The organism is Serratia sp. 22278, from assembly GCF_052045405.1.
Lineage (GTDB): Bacteria > Pseudomonadota > Gammaproteobacteria > Enterobacterales > Enterobacteriaceae > Serratia > Serratia marcescens.
Window position 1 is genome coordinate 1 of record NZ_JBQEOW010000004.1, and the last position, 19,253, is coordinate 19,253.

Consider the following 19,253-nt stretch of genomic DNA (forward strand, 5'->3'; position numbering starts at 1 on the left):
TCAGAAGTGAAACGCCGTAGCGCCGATGGTAGTGTGGGGTCTCCCCATGCGAGAGTAGGACACTGCCAGGCATCAAATAAACGTTATCAGTGTGACGACTGGTAATGCGCAAATCGCAGAACGCGATATTGCCGGCATCGAAAGATGCAACGTAAAAGAATCGGTGGAGCGGTAGTTCAGTTGGTTAGAATACCTGCCTGTCACGCAGGGGGTCGCGGGTTCGAGCCCCGTCCGTTCCGCCACTTAATTGATAAGCCCTGAGTCTCGACTCAGGGCTTTTTCATATCTGCATTTTACGCTTTTCAGGCCGGAATTATCCTTCCTTACCGCCTTACCCCCCATATTGTTGCCGTTAGATCAAAAGTCTTATGCCGAACCAGGCGTTTTTGATCAATAAAAAAGTTGCCATAATCTTCCTCATACCACATCTACCTGTTAATGAGAGAAAACATTATGAGCATCCCTGCATTTGGTTTAGGTACTTTCCGCCTTCAGGATCAGGTTGTTATCGATTCTGTCAGCACCGCACTCGAGCTGGGCTATCGCACTATCGATACCGCGCAGATCTATGAAAACGAAGCGGCTGTTGGCCAGGCTATCGCTGCCAGCGGCGTGAAACGTGAAGACCTGTTCATCACCACCAAGATTTGGATCGCGAACCTGGCGAAAGGCGCGCTGATCCCAAGCCTGCAAGAAAGCCTGAAAAAACTGCAAACGTCCTACGTTGATCTGACGCTGATCCACTGGCCGTCACCCAATGACGAAGTGCCGGTTGCCGAATTTATGGCTGAGCTGCTGGAAGCGAAAAAGCTGGGATTGACTCGCCAAATTGGCGTATCTAACTTCACCATCGATTTGATGCAGCAAGCGATTGACGCGATTGGCGCCGATGAAATCGCCACCAACCAAATCGAGCTGTCACCGTTCTTGCAGAACCGCAAGGTGGTAGAATTCGCGCAGCAGCACGGCATCGCCATCACCTCTTACATGACGTTGGCCTACGGCAAAGCGCTGCAGGATGAAACGATCAAAAGCATCGCCGCTCGTCACAATGCAACTCCAGCACAGGTTGTCCTGGCTTGGGCATTGAAACTGGGCTATGCAGTTATTCCTTCCTCGACCAAGCGTGAAAACCTGGCGAGCAACCTGTTGGCGCAGCAACTGACGCTGACCGACGAAGATATGGCGCAGATTGCCGCACTGGAGTGCAACGGCCGTCTGGTTAGCCCGGAAGGTCTGGCGCCAAACTGGGATTAATCATTCCTCGCAGTAGTCAGCATAAGGCGCCCATCGGGGCGCCTTTTTTATCGTTTCAGGTATTCACTCACAAAATCAATAAAGCTGCGCAGACGGTTGCTGACGGCGCTGTCGCTGTAATAAACCGCGTTGATCGGCATGGCGACCGGCAGTGTCGCTTCCACCAGAATCGGAACCAAATCTCCACGTTTGATATCTTCGTCGCTCATAAAGTCCGACAGGCAGGCGATACCGTTGCCATGCAGACAGAGATGGCGCTGGGTTTCTCCGCTATTGGTCGTCAAGCCTGGGGTGATTTCCAACTGGCTGCCATCTGAACAAGCCAGTGGCCAGCGGTTCAGGCTGGGCAGGTCGTTGAAGCCGATGCAGCAGTGATGTGCAAGATCTTCTACCGTTAGTGGCGTGCCGTGTTGAGCCAGATAGGCGGGAGAGGCAAGCACATGCCGATAGCTGGTCATCAGTTTGCGTGCTTTCAGCGTGGAATCGGTCAGTTCGCCTACGCGGATTGCGATATCCACTTTTCGCTCGATCAAATTGATAAAGTTTTCCGAAGACACCAGCGATAGCGACATTTCAGGATAACGTTCGCGGAACTCCGCCACTAAAGGCGTCAGCATGTGCAGCACCACCGGCGTTGCCGCGTCGACGCGCAGCAGGCCTTGCGGACGCTGGCGGCTTTCCATCAGCGCATTTTCCGCCGCGGCCATGTCGTTCAGTACCTTCTGCACCTGGCGAAAGTAATTCTCTCCTTCCTGAGTCAGGCTGATTTGGCGCGTGGTGCGGTTGAGTAACGTCACGCCCAGTTTGCTTTCCAGTTTTTTCACCGTTCGGCTGACTACGGAGTTCGCTTGTTCCAGGCGTTCGGCCGCCCGGCTGAAGCTGCCGCTTTCCACTACGGTGACAAAGGTGATCAGCTCGTCTGAGTTTGCTTTCATTTTTGCTCCGATAGCAAAGTTAATTTGAAATTTTGAGCATTTTTATCATTTAAGCATAGGCCGATAATAGCCGTCATCAACTTGAATGCTATTTCGGAGTAAAAATGCCACTCGCATTACTTGCCTTAACCATCAGCGCTTTTGCTATCGGCACGACCGAGTTCGTGATTGTCGGGTTGATCCCGACTATCGCGGAACAGCTTGGGGTGACCGTACCGTCCGCTGGATTGCTGGTGACTATCTATGCCCTCGGCGTGGCCATTGGTGCGCCGGTGCTGACGGCCCTGACCAGCCGTATACCGCGCAAGCTGCTGCTGGTTGGCCTGATGGCGCTGTTCACTCTCGGCAACCTGCTGGCCTGGCAATCACCCAGCTATGAATCGCTGGTGATTGCCCGGTTGTTGACCGGCCTGGCGCACGGCGTGTTCTTCTCTATCGGCTCCACTATCGCGACGAGCCTGGTGGCGAAAGAGAAGGCGGCTTCCGCCATTGCCATCATGTTTGGTGGCCTGACGGTGGCGCTGGTGACCGGCGTACCGTTAGGGACATTCATCGGCCAGCAGTTTGGCTGGCGTGAAACCTTCCTGGCCGTTTCTCTGATTGGCGCGGTCGCTACAGTGGCCAGCATTATTCTGGTGCCGAACAATATCAAGAACCAGGGCAGCGCCGGCGTGCGGGAACAAATGAAAGTACTGACCCATCCTCGTCTGCTGCTGATTTACGCAATTACCGCATTGGGATACGGCGGGGTCTTCACGACCTTTACCTTCCTTGCGCCGATGATGCAGGAACTGGCGGGCTTCTCTGCTCCGACCGTGAGCTGGATACTGTTGGCTTATGGCGTCGCGGTGGCGGTGGGTAACATCTGGGGGGGCAAGCTGGCCGATCGCCATGGGGCGGTGCGTGCGTTGAGCTTTATCTTTGCCGCGTTGGCCGTTTTGTTACTGGTGTTTCAGTTTACCGCCAGCCACAGTATCGCCGCTTTGCTGACGGTGATTGCGATGGGCGTGTTCGCTTTCGGCAACGTGCCGGGGCTGCAGGTCTATGTGGTACAAAAAGCCGCGCAATACACGCCAAATGCGGTGGATGTGGCGTCCGGTCTCAACATCGCGGCGTTCAACATCGGCATTGCGCTTGGTTCGGTGATTGGCGGCCAGACCGTTGCCTCGCTGGGGCTGGCGCAGACCCCCTGGATTGGCGCGCTGATCGTGGTGGTTGCATTGTTGCTGGTTAGCCTCAGTGGCCGTCTGGATAAAAAGTCTCAGCGGCAAACAGCTTGATAGGCAACTATTACTGCCTGGCCCGCGTTTTGCGGGCCTTTTCGCATTTTTCACCTATTATCCCCCACCTTTACACAGCTATACCGTCAGAAGATTGAAATCGCTGCAGGTGGCCCCTATAACTGAAAAGGTGATGCCCGCAAAAGCCATGCCCTCTATGCGGGGTAGGCGTATAATCAATTCATCGTTGGCGAGTCTTCATCGCCAGTTTTCATGTTACTGGGTAATAGGCGAATCGCGTGCCGAAACGAACTTATGCAATGCGGTATGTTGCAGGTCAGCCAGTTGAGCGAATCTTTCCTGGCGCCGTTAACCAGCCGTTGCCGCCAGGGGCGGCGCTGCCGACGACCGGCGCCTTGCGCGTTATGGTGTGGAATATTTTCAAACAGCAGCGAGCCGACTGGCTTTCGGTGCTGAAAAACCATGGCAAAGACGCGCAACTGGTGCTGTTGCAAGAGGCGCAAACCACGCCGGAGCTGGTGAGCTACGCTACCGCCAACTACCTGGCGGCCGATCAGGTACCGGCCTTTGTGCTACCGCAGCACCCTTCCGGCGTGATGACGCTGGCGGCCGCTCATCCTGTTTACTGTTGCCCGCTGCGCGAGCGAGAGCCGCTGCTGCGGCTGTCCAAGTCGGCCCTGATCACCGTTTATCCGCTGTACAACGGCGAGCTGTTGATGGTGGTGAACATCCATGCGGTGAACTTTAGCCTGGGCGTCGACGTCTACAGCAAGCAATTGGGGCCAATTGGTGAGCAGATCGCCAGCCACCGGGGGCCGGTGATCATGGCCGGGGACTTCAACGCCTGGAGCCGCAAGCGCATCAATGCGCTGTATGACTTCGCCGGAGAGATGGCGCTGCGCGAAGTGAGCTTCGCCGACGATCATCGCCGCAAGGCCTTCGGCCGTCCGCTGGATTTCGTATTTTACCGCAATCTGGGGGTGGTGGAGGCGTCGGTATTGGTGACCAGCGCGTCGGATCACAATCCGTTGTTGGTGGAGTTCCACCCGGAAAAAGACTCTCCCGTCTGGTGAATCGCAGGTAATAAAAAAGCACCCCGCAGGGTGCTTTTTTGTACCGGAAACTTAGGTATCCGGCGTTAGCTTGTTGCCGACAAACAGGGTCAGCTTCAGACCTGGCTGCAGGTTGCCTTTGGCGAGCGTTGAATTCCAACGCATCACGTCGTTAATATCGACGCCGTGACGACGTGCGATACTGGCGAGCGAATCACCTTTACGGACCTGGTAGGTGATACTGCTGTTACTGCCAGTATTGCTGGCCACTTGCAGGGTTTGCCCAACTTTTATGGCGCTCTTGGCGCGTAAGTTGTTCCAACTCTGCAAATCGCTGGTCTTAACGTTCAGCCGCTTGGCAATGCCCGATAAGGTGTCGCCGGAGCGCACTTTATACGAACTGCCACCGGTCAAACCGCTGTTCTTCGCCAACTGCGTCGTTGGCTGAGTCACGGCGATCTGGCCATCGGCCAGCGAGTCTTTCAGTTGCTCTGCATGTCCTTTGGGAACCATGATGTAATGGGGCCCGTTGGGTGCCGTAACGCCTTTTTTGTAGCCTGGGTTATACGCTTTCATCTTGGTGACTGAAAGCCCTGCCATCTCAGCCGCCTGAGTCAGCTGGATCTGCTGTCCGACATCAATACGCGCCAGCGCACGGGTTTCATCCGTTTTCGGGAGTTTCACGCCGTACTTCTTGCTGTTCTTGATGATGTCGCTCAGCGCCAGCATTTTCGGGACATAGATTGACGTTTCACGCGGAAGCGACAATGCCCAGAAATTGGTTGGCTTACCCTGGCGTTTGTTTGCCTTCACCGCTTGCATCACGCGGCCTTCACCACTGTTATAGGCGGCTACGGTCAGTAACCAGTCGCCGTTAAACATGCGGTTCAAGCGCTGCATCATGTTAAGCGCAGCGGTTGTTGAGGCGACGACATCGCGTCGACCGTCATACCACTGATTGTTTTTCAAACCATAATTGCGACCCGTTTGCGGCACGATTTGCCATAGCCCTGCGGCGTTGGCACTTGACGTGGCGTGTGGGTCAAAAGCGCTCTCCACTATGGGTAGCAGTACCAGTTCCATCGGCATATTACGTTTCTTAATCTGCCCGACTATCCAGTACATGTACGGCTCTGCCCGTAATGTTACATCGTGGAGATAGCTCTTACTTTTTAAGTACTTTCTTTTCTGATCACGGATCCGGGAATTTTCCGGAACCTCCATCTTCAGCTCGTCGCTAATGAAGTTCCACAGGTCCTGTTGCGCGGCGGGACTGTTGTTATCCAACCACCGCGCCGAGCTCGCTCGGCCATTTGCTGTGTACTCTCCTGCTTCACCATCTTGACCAGCCGAAGACAAACTCTGTGCATGCTGTTCTGGCGCCGGTGCGTCCTGCCTGGACGACTGGCAACCCACTAGCAAGACTGAGGCGAGAAATATCGCTTTAGCCTTCATGTGTGTGTCAATGTAGTTGCTTAAAAGACGAGCAATAATACTTTGCTTCGCCAAATAACACAACTAAAAGCTTAGAAGTTATCTTTCCGCAGGCGTAATTCGGAAAAAACTGAATGAAGGCTTTGGGGTGGTGAATTAAAGCCTAATTTCTTTTGTAAATCAGTGTCATGGCAGCGTAAAAATAGGTTAATTTTGCGCTCTAATTGCAATGTAGTCGGCACGCTGGCTTGGCCTTTTGCCCTTAACGCTTCAACATGTTGTTGATATGTTTCAATCTCTCGATCTTCCGGCAAAATAGCCCGCGCAAACTTAAGATTTGAAAGAGTATATTCATGCGCGCAGCAAATTAAGGTGTTATCGGGAAGTTGCGCGAGTTGTTGAAATGAGTCGTACATTTGTTTGGCGGTGCCTTCAAACAGCCTGCCGCAGCCGGCGGAGAAAATGGTGTCGCCGCAGAACAGATAAGGGGCACTATAGAATGCCACATGGCCCAACGTATGACCGGGAACGGCGATAGTCTTGTAGTGGCGGCCATCGATGTCAAAGGTGTCGCCGTCGCGGACGATGTGGTTGGCGCCTTTGTCCGCGGTTTCTTGCGGCCCATAGACGGCCAGGCCGGGATACTGCGCCACGATCTGCGCCACGCCGCCGACGTGATCGTGATGATGGTGGGTCAGCAGGATCGCCGCCGGCGCCAGCTGCAGGCGCTGCAACGCTTCAAGTACCGGCTGCGCTTCACCCGGATCGACGATAATGCAGCGCCCCTGTCGGTCATCCAATAACCAAATGTAATTGTCCTGGAAGGCGGGAATGCTGATAAGATTCATGGTGTACCTCTCGTTGGCAACGGCTTGAAAGAAGATAATAAATCATGAAACCAGCCCATACTCTACAAAAGCTCACCGGCCCGCAGTCCTGGGCTGAGCTGCCGTGGGGGGAGTACTATCGTGAAGCGCTCGAGCGGCAGTTGCAACCCTGGTGGCCCAAGCTGTTCGGTTTCCATCTGCTGAAGATGGGCATGCTCAGTGCCGAGCTGGCCACGGACAAATGCGCAATCTCCCACCAGGTTAACGTAGGGCTGGAGGGGGAAGGGCTGCAGGTGGTCGCCGATGCTTATCAACTGCCGTTCGCCGCCAAGTCGGTAGATGCCTGCCTGCTGGCGCATACGCTGTCCTATGCGGACGATCCGCACCGCATGCTGCGTGAAGTGGACAGGGTGTTGATCGACGACGGCTGGTTGGTCGTCAGCAGCTTCAATCCGTTCAGCCTGCTGGGATTGGGCAAGCTGGTGCCCGGGTTGCGTCGCCGCCAGCCCTATGTCAGCCGCATGTTTACCCAGATGCGGCTGCTGGATTGGCTCAGCCTGCTGAATTACGAGGTGTTGCACCAGGCGCGTTTTCACGTGCTGCCGTGGCACCGCAAGGGCGGCAAGTTTTTATGTACCCATTTGCCGGCGCTGGGCTGCATGAGCGTGATTGTGGCGCGTAAGCGCACCTTGCCGCTGACGCCTACGCCGATGAAACTGGGGGCGAGAAAGCCGTCTCTCAGCCGCGCGGTGGGCGCGACCAAGAGCTATCGCAAGCTGCCTTAGGCTTCCGGTTGGTAACCGACGTCTTCCTGCGTCGGTTTGCCGGCCGCTTCGCGCGCCAGCACGTCACAACGTTCGTTCTCCGGATGGCCGGCGTGGCCCTTGACCCATTCCCATTTCACCTCGTGGCGCTGAATGGCCTGATCCAGCCGCTGCCACAGATCGACATTTTTGACCGGTTTTTTGTCGGCGGTTTTCCAACCGCGTTTCTTCCAGTTATGGATCCAGCTGGTGATGCCCTGGCGCACGTACTGGCTGTCGGTGCTGAGCGTCACGGCGCAGGGGACGGTCAGCGCTTCCAGCGCCACGATCGCCGCCATCATTTCCATGCGGTTATTGGTGGTCAGACGAAATCCTTCGCTGAAGGTTTTTTCCGTCTGCTTATAGCGTAGTATCGCGCCGTAGCCACCGGGGCCGGGGTTGCCAAGGCAGGAGCCGTCGGTGAAAATTTCTACCTGTTTGAGCATCTCTGGTAGACTCTTCCTATCAGTTTTATAAAAGCCAAGTCTGACATAAACGAGCGCTGTGAGCACTGCAATATGATCTCTACAACCACCAGACAGATTGTCCTCGATACCGAAACCACCGGTATGAACAAGCTTGGGGTGCACTACGAAGGGCACCGCATCATCGAAATCGGTGCGGTGGAGGTGATTAACCGCCGCCTGACCGGGCGCAACTTCCACGTTTACATCAAGCCGGATAGGCTGGTGGATCCGGAAGCCTACGGCGTACACGGCATCAGCGACGACTTCCTGGCCGACAAGCCGACCTTCGATCAGGTTGCCGAGGAATTTCTCGACTTTATCCGCGGCGGCGAGCTGGTGATCCATAACGCGGCGTTCGATATCGGCTTTATGGATCACGAATTCCGCATGTTGCAGCAGGGCATCCCGAAGACCGAGACCTTCTGCACCATCACCGACAGCCTGTTGATGGCGCGTCGCCTGTTCCCGGGCAAGCGCAACAACCTCGATGCCTTGTGCAGCCGTTATGAGATAGATAACAGCAAGCGTACGCTGCACGGCGCATTGCTCGATGCCGAGATCCTGGCGGAAGTCTATCTGGCGATGACCGGCGGTCAGACCTCGATAGCGTTCCAGATGGAGGGGGATACCCAGCAAAATGACGCCGCGCAAGAAATACAGCGTATCGTCCGCCCGGCTACGGCGATGAAAGTGGTCTACGCCAGCGACGAAGAAATAAAGGCGCACGAGGCGCGTCTGGATCTGGTGGCAAAAAAGGGCGGTAGCTGCCTGTGGCGCGGGGCGCCGGCGGAATAACGGCGTTTTTGCGTGAAAAAACCTCACCGGATGAATCTTCGTTGAAAAACTGTGCAAACGGTTCATTTGCGGAGAAAAAGGCGTTGACGGAACCGAGAGGCGTCCGTAATATGCGCCTCGTTCCCCCGCAAGAGGGAATGGCGCGGAGCGGTAGTTCAGTTGGTTAGAATACCTGCCTGTCACGCAGGGGGTCGCGGGTTCGAGCCCCGTCCGTTCCGCCACTATTCAGAAGCCCTGAGTTAGCGATAACTCAGGGCTTCGTCGTTTCCGTTCTCTGAAAAACGGTGCGGCCCAATCAACGGGGCCGGCGGACCGGCCCCTTATCCTCAGAATAACACCGAATAGTTCAAGCCGAAGGTGCGTCCGCGGCCTTTATAGCTGTACAGCTCAGGCGAGCCGTAGGTCGGGCTGTACAGGATCGGCGCGCGTTGGCCCCAAACGGTGGTGTACTCCTTGTCCAGCAGGTTTTCCACGCTGAAGCTGATTTTTCCTACCGGCAGGGTATAGCTGCCGAGGAAGTCGACGGTGTTGTAGCCATCGATCTTGCGGCCCTGAGTGGAGTTGGCTTTGGTGTAATCGCCGTCGTCCGACACGTCGAAGGTTTGCTGCGACTGTAAGCGCAGATTCCAGTCGCCCGGCGCCCAGCCGACATAAGCGGTGACTTTCGATGGGCTGGCGGTATCGACCACCAGCTTCTTCCATTCGCCGTTGACCTTGGTTTCGGAACGGATGAGGTTGAAGTTGGTACCGGCGCTCCAGTCGCTGTCTTCAAAGAAATAATCCACCGCGCCTTCCAGCCCATAGATGCGCCGCTTGTCCGCATTGACGTTGATGGTCATGTCGGTTTTGTTGATGGCGATGCTCTTGTCGGACAGCGAGTAGTAGGCGGCGATTTGCGTGCGCAGGTTATCGCCGGTATAGCGCCAGCCCAGCTCGTAGGCATTGACCTTGATGCCTTCCAGTTTGGAATCGCCGACGTTGACGCTCTTCAGCAATTGATAATGGCTGCCGTTCAACGCGTAGGTGCCGTTGCCGTAATATTTGCCCGGATCCGGGATCTCGAAGCCCTGAGAGAAGTTGAACCAGGTTTGCTGGCGCTCGGTCAGATGTGCCAACAGGCCGGCATTGAACAGCGCGTTGTTGTAGTCGGTTTTCCCTCCCGGTATAGCGTCGGCGGACGTCGCGGCGCCGGTGGCGATCGCCTGCTGTTGGTTATAACCGACGAAGTCATCAATCTTGTTTTCGGTGTACTGGTAACGCACGCCGCCGCTCAGGGTGAAGATGGGATTGATGTCGTAACTGGCCTGCAGGAACGACGCCAGGTTGCTGGTGGTATAGCTCGGGTAGCGGCCGGTGCCGTAAGCGTTCTCCAGCGTCATGCCGCCGGACTGTTGGGCCTTCGCCAGGTCGAAGAACTGCTGGTTGGCGTTGAAGCTCTCATGCTCGGCGTCGATGCCGTAAGTCAGCGTCAGCGCGTCGACAGGTTTGCTGTTTAACGTCAGTTTGCCGCCGTAAAAATCGGTTTTTTGCTGCGAAGCGCCAATGCTGCTGACGTAATAGTTCGGCGCTTTGCCCGCCAGCGTTGGGAATGGGTAGAAGGTCAACGTTTCGTCGCGATAGTAGACCTGCGCCACCAGATCCTGGCCGAGGAAATCGGTGTTGGAATATTGCAGGTTGATCAGGTGGCGCTCGGTGCCGGGGATGCGATCGGAGTTTAAGTTACCGCTGTTGTACGCCTTGGCGTTGCCGGTCACCGCCGCGAAGTTTTCCCCCAGAAACAGGCCGTGATCGCCGTCGGACTGGCTTTTGTAGTATTGGGTGGTCAGCTGCAGCTGTTGATGATCGTCGATGTTGAGGGTGCCGGTGCCCATCACATCGAGGCGATTGGAATACTGCAGGCCGGTTTGGGTATTGTCGATCAATACCTCATTGCCTTTGCCGTCATACCAGCCGCCATAGCGCTGGTAAGAAACGGACAGGCGCCCCGAGGCGTTGTCGTTGCCGCCGCTGACCGCCGCCGCCACGTTCTCGTCGTGATCGTTATGGCCGCCAAAGCCGGTTTTACCGCCGACCTGCAACTCGACCTGCTGTTCCTGTTGCCCTTTTTTGGTGACGATATTGATCAGGCCGCCGGTGCTGCCGCCGCCGTACAGCGAGGTCGCGCCGGAAATCACCTCGATATGATCGATATTGAACGGATCGATCGAATCCAACTGGCGGCTGTCGCTGCGCGATGAATTCAGGCGCACGCCGTCAATCATCACCATCATCGAGCGGCCGCGCATATTCATGCCATAGTTGGTGCGGCCCTGGCCGCTGACGTCCATGCCGGGGATCAGCTGCGCCAACATGTCCTTGATCTCTTTGCCGCCCTGAACCTGCTGTTCGATCTCCTGACTTTCGATCACCCAGGTGGTCTGCGCCATTTCCGCCATGCTACGGTGTGAACGGCTGGCTGAGACCACCATCTGCTCTTCGGCGCCGGCTTTCTGATCTTCGGCCCAGGCCGCTGGCGCAAGCATTGCCAGCAGACAAGGGTTCAAAACCCAAAGGTGTTTGCGTTTCATCGTTATTTATTTCCCAGGTGATATTGTTATTGCGTTATTTTTGAGAATGATTCTTTTATCAATAACGTTTCTTGTTATCAATAAAATCATGATATGATTTTTTGCGATACATTAACGTAATTAATTAGTTTTATTAACATTTTGCCCGCTGCGCGATCGAGCAACCCACGCCGTCAACACGGCAGCCGATCGGCCATACGTTCAAGCGACAGCCGTTGCCGGAGAATCGAGAACATGTCCGCCAGCTACAGAATTTTTGATATCACCTTGAAAAGCAAAATACTGATTTCACCTTCGCTGGTGCGCTGCGTGTTTGAAGGTGCGGATATTCATCGGATGAAGCTGGAAGCGCCGGATCAGCGCATCAAACTGCTGTTCCCGGCGGCGGACGGCCAGATCCCGCAATTGGCCAATAGCCCGGACTGGTACGGCGATTACATGGCGATCCCCAAAGAGCGGCGCCCGGTGATGCGCACTTATACGCTGCGTGCGCTGCGCCGTGAGCAGAATCAGATGGACGTCGAGTTCGTGCTGCATGGCGTGAACGGCCCGGCCTCCGCCTGGGCGACTCACGCCGAGCCGGGTGATGCCATTCAGACCGTCGCCCCCAACGCTGACTTCGACGGCGACAGCGGCGGCTACGAATGGACGCCGCCGGCGCAGTTGCAGCAGGCGCTGTTGATCGCCGATGAAACGGCCGTGCCGGCGGCGATGGGCATTCTGGAGCAATTGGCGCAGCAGGCTAATCCGCCGCGCGTGCAGGCGTTCTTCGAAGTGCCGCAGGCGGGGGATTGCCTGGATTTGACCCGTTTCCCGTTCGCCGAGGTTTACTGGCTGCCGCGCGATGTGGGCCGCCAATTGGCGCACGGCACGTTGCTGGTGGAAGCGGTGCGCCAGCGGGTGGATATCCCCGCGTCGGCCTGTGCGCAGGCGCAGTCCCTGGTGGAAAGCAGCCTGAGCGATGAGGTGTTGTGGGAGCGGGCAGCTGGCAGCAACGCTTTCTACGCCTGGGTGGCGGCCGAGTCTTCCACGGTGAAAACGCTGCGGCGTTACCTGATCGGCGAACGCGATCTGGACCGCGCTACCGTTAACTTTATGGCCTACTGGTGTTGAGTGCGCCGTCCTTTTCCGGCATCGGCGCTGGAGGCGCAGCAGGCCGCCGCACGGATGATGACGCGCGGCGACAAGCTGGCGGCGATCGGCGCGGAGCCTTTATCTCTCTGCCGAACATCGACGTGCCAATCGCCGGCTGGGAGCGTGTTTAATCAGTCGAGACGCAGAAAGCTGTCGGCGTCGCGCCAGGCCGGGAAGGCGTTGCGGTAACTCTGCAGGGTTTCCAGCGACAGCTCAGCGTCCAGCTGCGCGGCTGCGCCGGGCTCGGCATCAGCCAGGATCTCGCCCTGCGGGCTGATGATCAGGCTGTCTCCGCTGTAGTTCAGGCCGTTGGCATCGTCGCCCACCCGGTTGCAGCCCGCCACATACACCTGATTTTCAATCGCCCGCGCCGCCAGCAGCGTTTGCCAATGGCGGCTGCGCGGCGCCGGCCAGTTGGCGACGTACAGCGCCAGATCGTAATCCTGCTGATAGCGCGCCCAGACCGGGAAACGCAGGTCGTAGCAGATCTGCGGCAGGATGCGCCAGCCGCGCCACTCGAAGATTTCACGCCGGTTGCCGGCCTGGTAGTGCAGGTGTTCGCCGGCCATGCGGAACAGATGGCGTTTATCATAGGCATGCACCTGGCCGCCCGGCTCCACCAGCAGGAAGCGGTTGACCGCGCCCTCGTCAGTTTTCAGCGCCACGCTGCCGCCGATTAACGCATGGCTTTTCACCGCCCAACCGTGCAGCCAGTCGATCACCTGCTGTTCGGGCAGGGCGCTCTCGCCGGCATCCATGGCGAAACCGGTGGTGAACATTTCCGGCAAGACGATGAGATCACGCCCGGCGATCGGCGCCAGCAACGCGTCGAAGGCGGCCAGGTTAGCGAGGCCGTCGCGCCAGACCAGCGGTTGCTGCAACAGGGTAATTTTTAAAGTCGACATAACCGCTCCGCAGCTGCATCCAGCGTGGCGTCCTGTTTAGCGAAGCACAGCCGGATCAATTTATGAGGGAAAGGATCGGCACAGAAGACCGACAGCGGAATGGCCGCCACGCCCACGTGCTCGGTTAACCAATGGCAGAACGCTACATCGTCCAGATCGGAGATGGCGCTGTAGTCCGCCAGCAAGAAGTATGTACCGGCGCAGGGTAAAATTTCCAGTCGGCTGCTCGCCAGCGCCTGCACAAAGCGATCTCGCTTGGCGCGATAGAACGCCGGCAGCTGTCGCCAGTGCTCCGGCTCGGCGCGCAGGCTATCCGCCAGCGCCAGCTGCGCCGGAGTATTGACCGAAAAGGTCAGGTATTGATGCACCTTGCGCACCTCAGCGCTCAGCGCGGCGGGCGCCACGCAGTAACCCACTTTCCAGCCGGTCATGTGGAAGGTTTTTCCGAAAGAGGAGACCGCGATCGCCCGTTGGCGCAGCTGCGGGTGGGCCAACACGCTGGCGTGGCCGCCTTTGGCGAAGCAGATGTGTTCGTAAACCTCGTCGCTGAGCACGTAGATTTCGCGTTCGGCGATGGCGTGCCACAGCTGTTGCATGTCTTCCGCCTGCCAGGCGGTGGCGGACGGGTTGTGCGGCGTGTTGACGATCACCAGGCGGGTGCGCGGCGACAGCGCGGCGGCGAACCGTTGCCAATCCACGGCAAACGCGGGCGGCTGCAGGGCGAGGCGTTTGAGTACGCCGCCCGCCAGCGTCACCGCCGGCGCGTAGCTGTCGTAGCTCGGATCGAAACAGACCACCTCATCGCCGGGGCGCACCAGCGCGGTGATGGCGGCGAACAGCGCTTCGGTGGCGCCGGCGGTGACGGTCACTTCGCCGCCGGCGTCCGGCTGCCAGCCATACAGCTCGGCGGTTTTGTCGGCGATGGCTTCGCGCAGCGCCGCCACGCCGGTCATCGGCGCATATTGGTTGGCGCCCTGGGCGACGTGCCAGGCCAGGCGTTCTTTCAGGTAGTCCGGCCCGTCGAAATCAGGGAAGCCCTGCGACAGGTTGATCGCCTGATGCTGCTGCGCCAGCGCGCTCATTTGGGTGAAGATGGTGGTGCCCAGGGCAGGCAGTTTACTTTCGGGAATCAATGCGGAAGTGCTCATAGCAGGTGAATACTCCAGGCGCTTATATTGCCGTCAATATAACACGATGCTAGTATTTGGCAATCAAGACGCTTAGATGGCTAAATGCGAAAAAGTGCTTAGCCCGCCACGCGGCAGGCAACGTTTCATCTGCCGGCCGCCTTACCGAACGGGAAACGATAACAATGACGGAGAATCCGCAACTTACCGCATTACTGGCGGCCTGCCACTGGATTGGCGACAAAGGCTGGTGTCCGGCGACCGGCGGCAACATGTCGCTGCGCCTCGACGAACGCCAGTGCCTGGTCACCGAATCCGGCAAAGACAAAGGCAGCCTGAGCGCCGCCGATTTTCTGCAGGTGGATATCGCCGACAATCATGTGCCGAGCGGCCGTACGCCGTCGGCGGAAACCGGGCTGCATACGCTGCTCTATCGCTTGTACCCGCACCTTGGCGCGGTGTTGCATACCCATTCCGTCAACGCCACCGTGTTGTCGCGGGTGGAACGCGGCGATGCGTTGGTGCTGCAGGGGTACGAAATGCAAAAGTCGCTCGCCGGTCAGCGCAGCCACCTGGACAGCGTGGCGATCCCCATTTTCGATAACGATCAGGACATTCCCCGGCTGGCGTCGCGCGTCGCGGCCTATGCCGAGGTCACGCCGCTGCAGTACGGTTTTCTGGTGCGCGGCCACGGTCTCTATTGCTGGGGAAGTCAGGTGGCGGAAGCCCGCCGCCATCTCGAAGGGCTGGAATTCCTGTTCCAGTGTGAACTGCAACGTCGCTTGCTGGAGGCGAAATGATCCGCGCTATCGTGACCGATATTGAAGGCACCACCAGCGATATTCGCTTCGTGCACCAGGTATTGTTTCCCTATGCCCGCGAACGGCTGGCGGATTTTGTACGCCGTCACGCCACGGAGAGCGAAGTCGCCGCGCCGCTGGCGGCGCTGCGCGCTGAAATTGACCAGCCGCAGGCGGATCTCGACGCGCTGATCGCCGCGCTGTACCGCTTTATGGATGAAGACCGCAAATCCACCGCGCTCAAGGCGCTGCAGGGCATCATCTGGCGCAGCGGCTATCGCGAAGGGGATTTCCGCGGGCATCTGTACCCGGAGGTTGCGGGGCAGTTGGCCGCCTGGCAGCGTCAGGGGCTGAAGCTTTACGTCTATTCCTCCGGTTCGGTGGAAGCGCAGAAGCTGCTGTTCGGCCACAGCAGCGCCGGCGATCTGCAGCCGCTGTTCAGCGGCTATTTCGACACGCACGTCGGCGCCAAGCGTGAAACCGCGTCGTACCGCAACATTGCGCAGGCTATCGGCATCGCGCCCGACGAACTGTTGTTCCTGTCCGATATCCACCAGGAACTGGACGCCGCGCAGGCCGCCGGCTGGCATACCTGCCAGCTGATCCGCGATGAGGCGGATGCACAGAGCCGGCATCCGCAGGTCAGCCGTTTTGATCATATCGATTTAGGGGAGTTTGTCTCATGAGTGGATTGACCATTTTCAGTGATACAGCGCCGCAGCAGCCGCTGTGGCAGAGCCGCGACGCGCAGGAAATCCAGCGGCAGCTGGCGCAGATCGGCGTGCGCTTTGAGCGTTGGCAGGCGGATCGCGAACTGGGCGACAATCCGCAGCCGCAGGCGGTGATCGCCGCCTACCAGCATGAGATCGACCGGCTGGTGGCGGAAAAGGGCTACCAGAGCTGGGACGTGATCAGCATGCGGCCGGACCACGAACAGCGTCAGGCGCTGCGCGAAAAATTCCTGTCCGAACACACGCACGGTGAGGATGAAGTGCGCTTTTTCGTTGAAGGGGCGGGGCTGTTTTGCCTGCATCTGGACGGCAAGATCTTCCAGATCCTGTGCGAAAAGAACGATCTGATCTCAGTGCCGGCCAACACCCGTCACTGGTTCGATATGGGCTCGGCGCCGCACTTTACCGCGATCCGGGTATTTGACAACCCGGAGGGCTGGGTGGCGCATTTCACCGGCGACACGATCGCCGATGCCTATCCGCGTCTGGACTGATCGTCAACCGGCGGGCGTTAACCCAGTGTCCGCCGGAAAATCCCCGCTTCAACCTGCTGCGGCGTGATCACGCCGCTGTCGAACACCCACCCGCTGATGAGTTTTGCCGGCGTGACGTCGAACGCCGGATTGTAGACCGGCGCCTTGGCCGGCGCCCACTGGCAGGTGCCGAAGCTGCCTGAAACGCCGGTGACTTCGGCCGCCGCGCGTTGCTCGATCGGGATGGCGGCGCCGTCCGGACAGTGCGGATCGTGGGTGGTGTGCGGGGCGGCCACGTAGAACGGGATGCCGTGATAGTGCGCCAGCACCGCCAGGCTGTAGGTGCCAATCTTGTTGGCGACGTCGCCGTTGGCGGCGATGCGATCCGCGCCGACCCATACCGCATCGACCTGGCCTTGCGCCATCAGGCTGGCGGCCATTGAATCGCAGATCAGACGATAGGGAATGCCCAGCTCGCCCAGTTCCCAGGCGGTCAGGCGGCCGCCCTGCAGCAGCGGCCGGGTTTCATCGACCCATACTTGTTGCACCTTGCCCTGCTGGTGGGCGCGCAGCAGCACCCCGATAGCGGTGCCGACGCCGGCGGTGGCCAATCCGCCGGTATTGCAGTGGGTCAGCAGGCGGCTGCCGGGCTTGACCAGCCCTGCGCCGCGATCGGCGATGCGATCGCACAGCAGGCGATCCTCCTCCACCAACCGCAGCGCTTCGTCCACCATCGCCGGCGCCCAGTCAGGTTCCGCCAGCGCCAACTTCATGCGATCCAGATTGTTCATCAGGTTAACCGCCGTCGGGCGGGCGGCGCGCAGCGTGTGCAGCGCCTGCTCCAGCTCGGCGCGCGGCAGACCGCGTTCCGCGAGCAGCGCCAACAGCAGGCTGGCGGACAGCCCGATCAGCGGAGCGCCGCGCACCCGCAGGCTGTGAATGTGCCCGACCAACTCTTCCACGCTGTCGCAAGCGCGCCACCGCTTTTCCTGCGGCAGGGCTTGCTGATCGAGGATCCAAAGGCGGTTATCTCGCAGGGTCAAACTGGTGGTGTTAAGCGCTTGCATCGGCGGTTAATTCCTTGTTGCGTGGTTATTGCATCTGAAACGCTATTCTGCCAACATGACTTCCAGATGTATAGACGTCCAAATGCTTTTACGTCTAAATAATCAGAGTTGCTGGGTCAGTGAGAGAGAACAGAGGGGTTGGGGAATGTCGCTTTATCGTACGTTTACGGCTGCCGATGCCGTTGAATATGCCCGCCAATACGGGCAGGTGGCCGAACCGCAGGCGCTGGTGAGCGCCGACGAGATCGGTGACGGCAACCTGAACCTGGTGTTCAAGATCCGCGATCGTGAAGGTGTGAGCCGGGTGATCGTCAAACAGGCGCTGCCCTACGTGCGCTGCGTGGGCGAATCCTGGCCGCTGACGTTGGATCGGGCGCGCATCGAAGCGGAAACGCTGCTGGTCCACGGCGGTTTCTGCCCGCGGCATACGGTAAAAGTCTTGCATCACGATCCCGAGTTGGCGGTGATGGTGCAGGAAGATCTCTCCGATCATCGCATCTGGCGCAGTGAACTGGTGCAGGGGAACTATCATCCGCTGGCGGCCGGGCAACTGGCGGAATACCTGGCGCAGACGCTGTTTCACACCTCCGATTTTTATCAGTCGGCGCAGCAGAAAAAGGCGGAAGTCAGCCGTTTCACCAACCCCGAACTGTGCCAGATCACCGAAGATCTGTTCTTTACCGATCCCTATATCGACCATGAGCGCAATCAGTTCGAGGCGGCGCTGTTGCCGCAGGTGCAGGCGCTGCGCGAGGATGCGCCGCTGAAGTTGGCGGTCGCCGGCCTGAAACATCGCTTCCTCAGCAAGGCGGAGGCGCTGTTGCACGGGGATATCCACAGCGGTTCGATCTTCGTGGCGGAAGGGCGATTGAAAGCGATCGACGCCGAATTCGGTTTCTACGGCCCGATCGGTTTCGATGTCGGCACTGCGTTAGGCAACCTGCTGCTCAACTATTGCGGCCAGCCGGGGCTGTTCGGGCCGCGCGACGCCGCCGCCGGGCGCGAGCAGCGGCTGCAGGATGTGCGCGAGCTGTGGCTGATCTTTGCCGATCGCTTTCTGGCGCTGTGCCATCAGCAAAGCCGCGATGCGGCGCTGGCGACGCCGGGTTACGCCGAGCAGTTCCTGCAGCAGGTCTGGAGCGACGCGATAGGATACTGCGGCACCGAACTGATTCGGCGCACCATCGGCCTGGCGCACGTCGCCGATCTGGACAGCATCGCCGACGCCGACATGCGCCTCGACTGTCAGCGTCACGCCCTGGGATTGGGGCGCACGCTGATCGTCAATGCGCCGCAGATCGAGCATATCGACGCGCTGTTGGCGCGCATTCGTCAGCAGGGCTGAAAAGGCGGGTGCTCGTGGATCCTGCCTGACACCATCAGCCAACGGGCGGGGCGAACCCCGCCGTTGGGTTGCCTTACCGTCCGGATTCGTAAGCCAAAGTGGCCGCAACCTCCGAGTCTCCCAACCTGATGCGCAGTTCGCACAGCGAACCGCGGGTTAGCCAGATGAACGCGAGCAGCGTCATACAGACGATCACCAGTTTAAGTACGACCCGTTTTTGCTGCATTTTTGACCTCCCTATCCTTGCCTTGCGGCGGGTAAGAGGCTAACCTGATGTTGCTAGGCATCAGAGT

General features: G+C 58.6%; 19 protein-coding genes and 2 tRNA genes. 12 read left to right on the plus strand and 9 right to left on the minus strand.

The features are described from left to right. Positions 1-165: 165 nt before the first annotated feature. Both ACTJJ6_RS09800 and dkgB read left to right on the plus strand, forming a co-directional pair. Positions 166-242, plus strand: a tRNA-Asp gene (locus ACTJJ6_RS09800). Positions 243-453: 211 nt separating this feature from the next. Next, a complete protein-coding gene (gene dkgB, locus ACTJJ6_RS09805) occupies positions 454-1,257 on the plus strand; it encodes a 2,5-didehydrogluconate reductase DkgB (protein ID WP_016929009.1) in 804 nt (267 codons plus the stop codon). Between the two features lie 47 nt (positions 1,258-1,304). Here the strand turns inward: dkgB and yafC are convergent, their stop codons facing one another. Continuing rightward, the gene (gene yafC / locus ACTJJ6_RS09810; protein WP_004930183.1) at positions 1,305-2,192 is read right to left on the minus strand and encodes a DNA-binding transcriptional regulator YafC; all 888 of its coding nucleotides are present in this window, start codon (positions 2,190-2,192) and stop codon (positions 1,305-1,307) included. A 104-nt stretch (positions 2,193-2,296) separates the two neighbouring features. On the opposite strand from yafC, the gene ACTJJ6_RS09815 reads away from it, so the two are divergent. After that, entirely contained in the window at positions 2,297-3,472 is a 1,176-nt protein-coding gene (locus tag ACTJJ6_RS09815) for an MFS transporter (protein WP_016929008.1), read from the plus strand. Positions 3,473-3,711: 239 nt separating this feature from the next. Beyond that, positions 3,712-4,506, plus strand: a complete 795-nt coding sequence (locus tag ACTJJ6_RS09820) for an endonuclease/exonuclease/phosphatase family protein (RefSeq protein ID WP_028127832.1) — start codon at positions 3,712-3,714, stop codon at positions 4,504-4,506. 51 nt (positions 4,507-4,557) lie between these two features. Here the strand turns inward: ACTJJ6_RS09820 and mltD are convergent, their stop codons facing one another. Both mltD and gloB read right to left on the minus strand, forming a co-directional pair. Further along, positions 4,558-5,940 (minus strand): murein transglycosylase D, encoded by a 1,383-nt coding sequence (mltD, locus tag ACTJJ6_RS09825; RefSeq protein ID WP_004930188.1) that lies wholly within the window; start codon positions 5,938-5,940, stop codon positions 4,558-4,560. Between the two features lie 71 nt (positions 5,941-6,011). After that, entirely contained in the window at positions 6,012-6,767 is a 756-nt protein-coding gene (gene gloB, locus ACTJJ6_RS09830) for a hydroxyacylglutathione hydrolase (protein ID WP_016929005.1), read from the minus strand. Positions 6,768-6,811: 44 nt separating this feature from the next. On the opposite strand from gloB, the gene ACTJJ6_RS09835 reads away from it, so the two are divergent. Beyond that, a complete protein-coding gene (locus ACTJJ6_RS09835; protein ID WP_049300346.1) occupies positions 6,812-7,531 on the plus strand; it encodes a class I SAM-dependent methyltransferase in 720 nt (239 codons plus the stop codon). On the opposite strand, the gene rnhA is transcribed toward ACTJJ6_RS09835, so the two are convergent. Next, positions 7,528-7,995 (minus strand): ribonuclease HI, encoded by a 468-nt coding sequence (gene rnhA, locus ACTJJ6_RS09840; RefSeq protein ID WP_004930193.1) that lies wholly within the window; start codon positions 7,993-7,995, stop codon positions 7,528-7,530. The two genes, ACTJJ6_RS09835 and rnhA, sit on opposite strands and share 4 nt — an antisense overlap. A gap of 72 nt (positions 7,996-8,067) precedes the next feature. Between rnhA and dnaQ the strand changes: the two genes are divergently transcribed. Further along, positions 8,068-8,811, plus strand: coding sequence for a DNA polymerase III subunit epsilon (gene dnaQ, locus ACTJJ6_RS09845; RefSeq protein ID WP_143778594.1), 744 nt, complete (start codon positions 8,068-8,070; stop codon positions 8,809-8,811). Between the two features lie 144 nt (positions 8,812-8,955). Then, positions 8,956-9,032, plus strand: a tRNA-Asp gene (locus ACTJJ6_RS09850). Positions 9,033-9,137: 105 nt separating this feature from the next. Here the strand turns inward: ACTJJ6_RS09850 and ACTJJ6_RS09855 are convergent. Next, complete coding sequence (locus ACTJJ6_RS09855; protein ID WP_049299730.1) at positions 9,138-11,378, minus strand: TonB-dependent siderophore receptor; 2,241 nt, start codon at positions 11,376-11,378, stop codon at positions 9,138-9,140. Positions 11,379-11,612: 234 nt separating this feature from the next. Here ACTJJ6_RS09855 and ACTJJ6_RS09860 point away from each other — a divergent pair, with 234 nt between their 5' ends. Further along, entirely contained in the window at positions 11,613-12,491 is an 879-nt protein-coding gene (locus ACTJJ6_RS09860) for a siderophore-interacting protein (RefSeq protein ID WP_116403898.1), read from the plus strand. Between the two features lie 152 nt (positions 12,492-12,643). Here ACTJJ6_RS09860 and ACTJJ6_RS09865 read toward each other — a convergent pair whose 3' ends face one another. After that, positions 12,644-13,417: an amidohydrolase gene (locus ACTJJ6_RS09865; protein ID WP_016929001.1), complete on the minus strand. Its 774-nt coding sequence runs from the start codon at positions 13,415-13,417 to the stop codon at positions 12,644-12,646. Next, positions 13,405-14,565, minus strand: coding sequence for a pyridoxal phosphate-dependent aminotransferase (locus ACTJJ6_RS09870; RefSeq protein ID WP_016929000.1), 1,161 nt, complete (start codon positions 14,563-14,565; stop codon positions 13,405-13,407). Before ACTJJ6_RS09870 ends, ACTJJ6_RS09865 begins: the two co-directional genes overlap by 13 nt. Before the next feature lie 164 nt (positions 14,566-14,729). On the opposite strand from ACTJJ6_RS09870, the gene ACTJJ6_RS09875 reads away from it, so the two are divergent. Genes ACTJJ6_RS09875 through ACTJJ6_RS09885 form a run of 3 tightly spaced genes read left to right on the plus strand, consistent with a single transcriptional unit; the run spans position 14,730 to position 16,569 of the window. Next, positions 14,730-15,344 carry a methylthioribulose 1-phosphate dehydratase gene (locus ACTJJ6_RS09875; RefSeq protein WP_016928999.1) on the plus strand — a complete coding sequence of 205 codons (615 nt, stop codon included), beginning with the start codon at positions 14,730-14,732 and terminating at the stop codon, positions 15,342-15,344. Beyond that, positions 15,341-16,030: an acireductone synthase gene (mtnC, locus tag ACTJJ6_RS09880; RefSeq protein WP_016928998.1), complete on the plus strand. Its 690-nt coding sequence runs from the start codon at positions 15,341-15,343 to the stop codon at positions 16,028-16,030. Before ACTJJ6_RS09875 ends, mtnC begins: the two co-directional genes overlap by 4 nt. After that, positions 16,027-16,569 carry a 1,2-dihydroxy-3-keto-5-methylthiopentene dioxygenase gene (locus ACTJJ6_RS09885; protein ID WP_028127829.1) on the plus strand — a complete coding sequence of 181 codons (543 nt, stop codon included), beginning with the start codon at positions 16,027-16,029 and terminating at the stop codon, positions 16,567-16,569. Before mtnC ends, ACTJJ6_RS09885 begins: the two co-directional genes overlap by 4 nt. A gap of 17 nt (positions 16,570-16,586) precedes the next feature. Here ACTJJ6_RS09885 and mtnA read toward each other — a convergent pair whose 3' ends face one another. Further along, a complete protein-coding gene (gene mtnA / locus ACTJJ6_RS09890; protein WP_049299727.1) occupies positions 16,587-17,615 on the minus strand; it encodes an S-methyl-5-thioribose-1-phosphate isomerase in 1,029 nt (342 codons plus the stop codon). A gap of 145 nt (positions 17,616-17,760) precedes the next feature. Here mtnA and mtnK point away from each other — a divergent pair, with 145 nt between their 5' ends. After that, a complete protein-coding gene (mtnK, locus tag ACTJJ6_RS09895) occupies positions 17,761-18,960 on the plus strand; it encodes an S-methyl-5-thioribose kinase (protein WP_016928995.1) in 1,200 nt (399 codons plus the stop codon). A 73-nt stretch (positions 18,961-19,033) separates the two neighbouring features. On the opposite strand, the gene ACTJJ6_RS09900 is transcribed toward mtnK, so the two are convergent. After that, positions 19,034-19,186 (minus strand): type I toxin-antitoxin system Hok family toxin, encoded by a 153-nt coding sequence (locus ACTJJ6_RS09900; protein WP_016928994.1) that lies wholly within the window; start codon positions 19,184-19,186, stop codon positions 19,034-19,036. Positions 19,187-19,253 lie beyond the last annotated feature (67 nt).

What these genes read in the sequence shown, in the direction of transcription:
- dkgB (WP_016929009.1), top strand. Translation starts at nt 454, where the DNA reads ATGAGCATCCCTGCATTTGGTTTAGGTACTTTCCGCCTTCAGGATCAG.
- yafC (WP_004930183.1), bottom strand. Translation starts at nt 2,192, where the DNA reads ATGAAAGCAAACTCAGACGAGCTGATCACCTTTGTCACCGTAGTGGAA.
- ACTJJ6_RS09815 (WP_016929008.1), top strand. Translation starts at nt 2,297, where the DNA reads ATGCCACTCGCATTACTTGCCTTAACCATCAGCGCTTTTGCTATCGGC.
- mltD (WP_004930188.1), bottom strand. Translation starts at nt 5,940, where the DNA reads ATGAAGGCTAAAGCGATATTTCTCGCCTCAGTCTTGCTAGTGGGTTGC.
- gloB (WP_016929005.1), bottom strand. Translation starts at nt 6,767, where the DNA reads ATGAATCTTATCAGCATTCCCGCCTTCCAGGACAATTACATTTGGTTA.
- ACTJJ6_RS09835 (WP_049300346.1), top strand. Translation starts at nt 6,812, where the DNA reads ATGAAACCAGCCCATACTCTACAAAAGCTCACCGGCCCGCAGTCCTGG.
- rnhA (WP_004930193.1), bottom strand. Translation starts at nt 7,995, where the DNA reads ATGCTCAAACAGGTAGAAATTTTCACCGACGGCTCCTGCCTTGGCAAC.
- dnaQ (WP_143778594.1), top strand. Translation starts at nt 8,068, where the DNA reads ATGATCTCTACAACCACCAGACAGATTGTCCTCGATACCGAAACCACC.
- ACTJJ6_RS09855 (WP_049299730.1), bottom strand. Translation starts at nt 11,378, where the DNA reads ATGAAACGCAAACACCTTTGGGTTTTGAACCCTTGTCTGCTGGCAATG.
- ACTJJ6_RS09860 (WP_116403898.1), top strand. Translation starts at nt 11,613, where the DNA reads ATGTCCGCCAGCTACAGAATTTTTGATATCACCTTGAAAAGCAAAATA.
- ACTJJ6_RS09865 (WP_016929001.1), bottom strand. Translation starts at nt 13,417, where the DNA reads ATGTCGACTTTAAAAATTACCCTGTTGCAGCAACCGCTGGTCTGGCGC.
- ACTJJ6_RS09870 (WP_016929000.1), bottom strand. Translation starts at nt 14,565, where the DNA reads ATGAGCACTTCCGCATTGATTCCCGAAAGTAAACTGCCTGCCCTGGGC.
- ACTJJ6_RS09875 (WP_016928999.1), top strand. Translation starts at nt 14,730, where the DNA reads ATGACGGAGAATCCGCAACTTACCGCATTACTGGCGGCCTGCCACTGG.
- mtnC (WP_016928998.1), top strand. Translation starts at nt 15,341, where the DNA reads ATGATCCGCGCTATCGTGACCGATATTGAAGGCACCACCAGCGATATT.
- ACTJJ6_RS09885 (WP_028127829.1), top strand. Translation starts at nt 16,027, where the DNA reads ATGAGTGGATTGACCATTTTCAGTGATACAGCGCCGCAGCAGCCGCTG.
- mtnA (WP_049299727.1), bottom strand. Translation starts at nt 17,615, where the DNA reads ATGCAAGCGCTTAACACCACCAGTTTGACCCTGCGAGATAACCGCCTT.
- mtnK (WP_016928995.1), top strand. Translation starts at nt 17,761, where the DNA reads ATGTCGCTTTATCGTACGTTTACGGCTGCCGATGCCGTTGAATATGCC.
- ACTJJ6_RS09900 (WP_016928994.1), bottom strand. Translation starts at nt 19,186, where the DNA reads ATGCAGCAAAAACGGGTCGTACTTAAACTGGTGATCGTCTGTATGACG.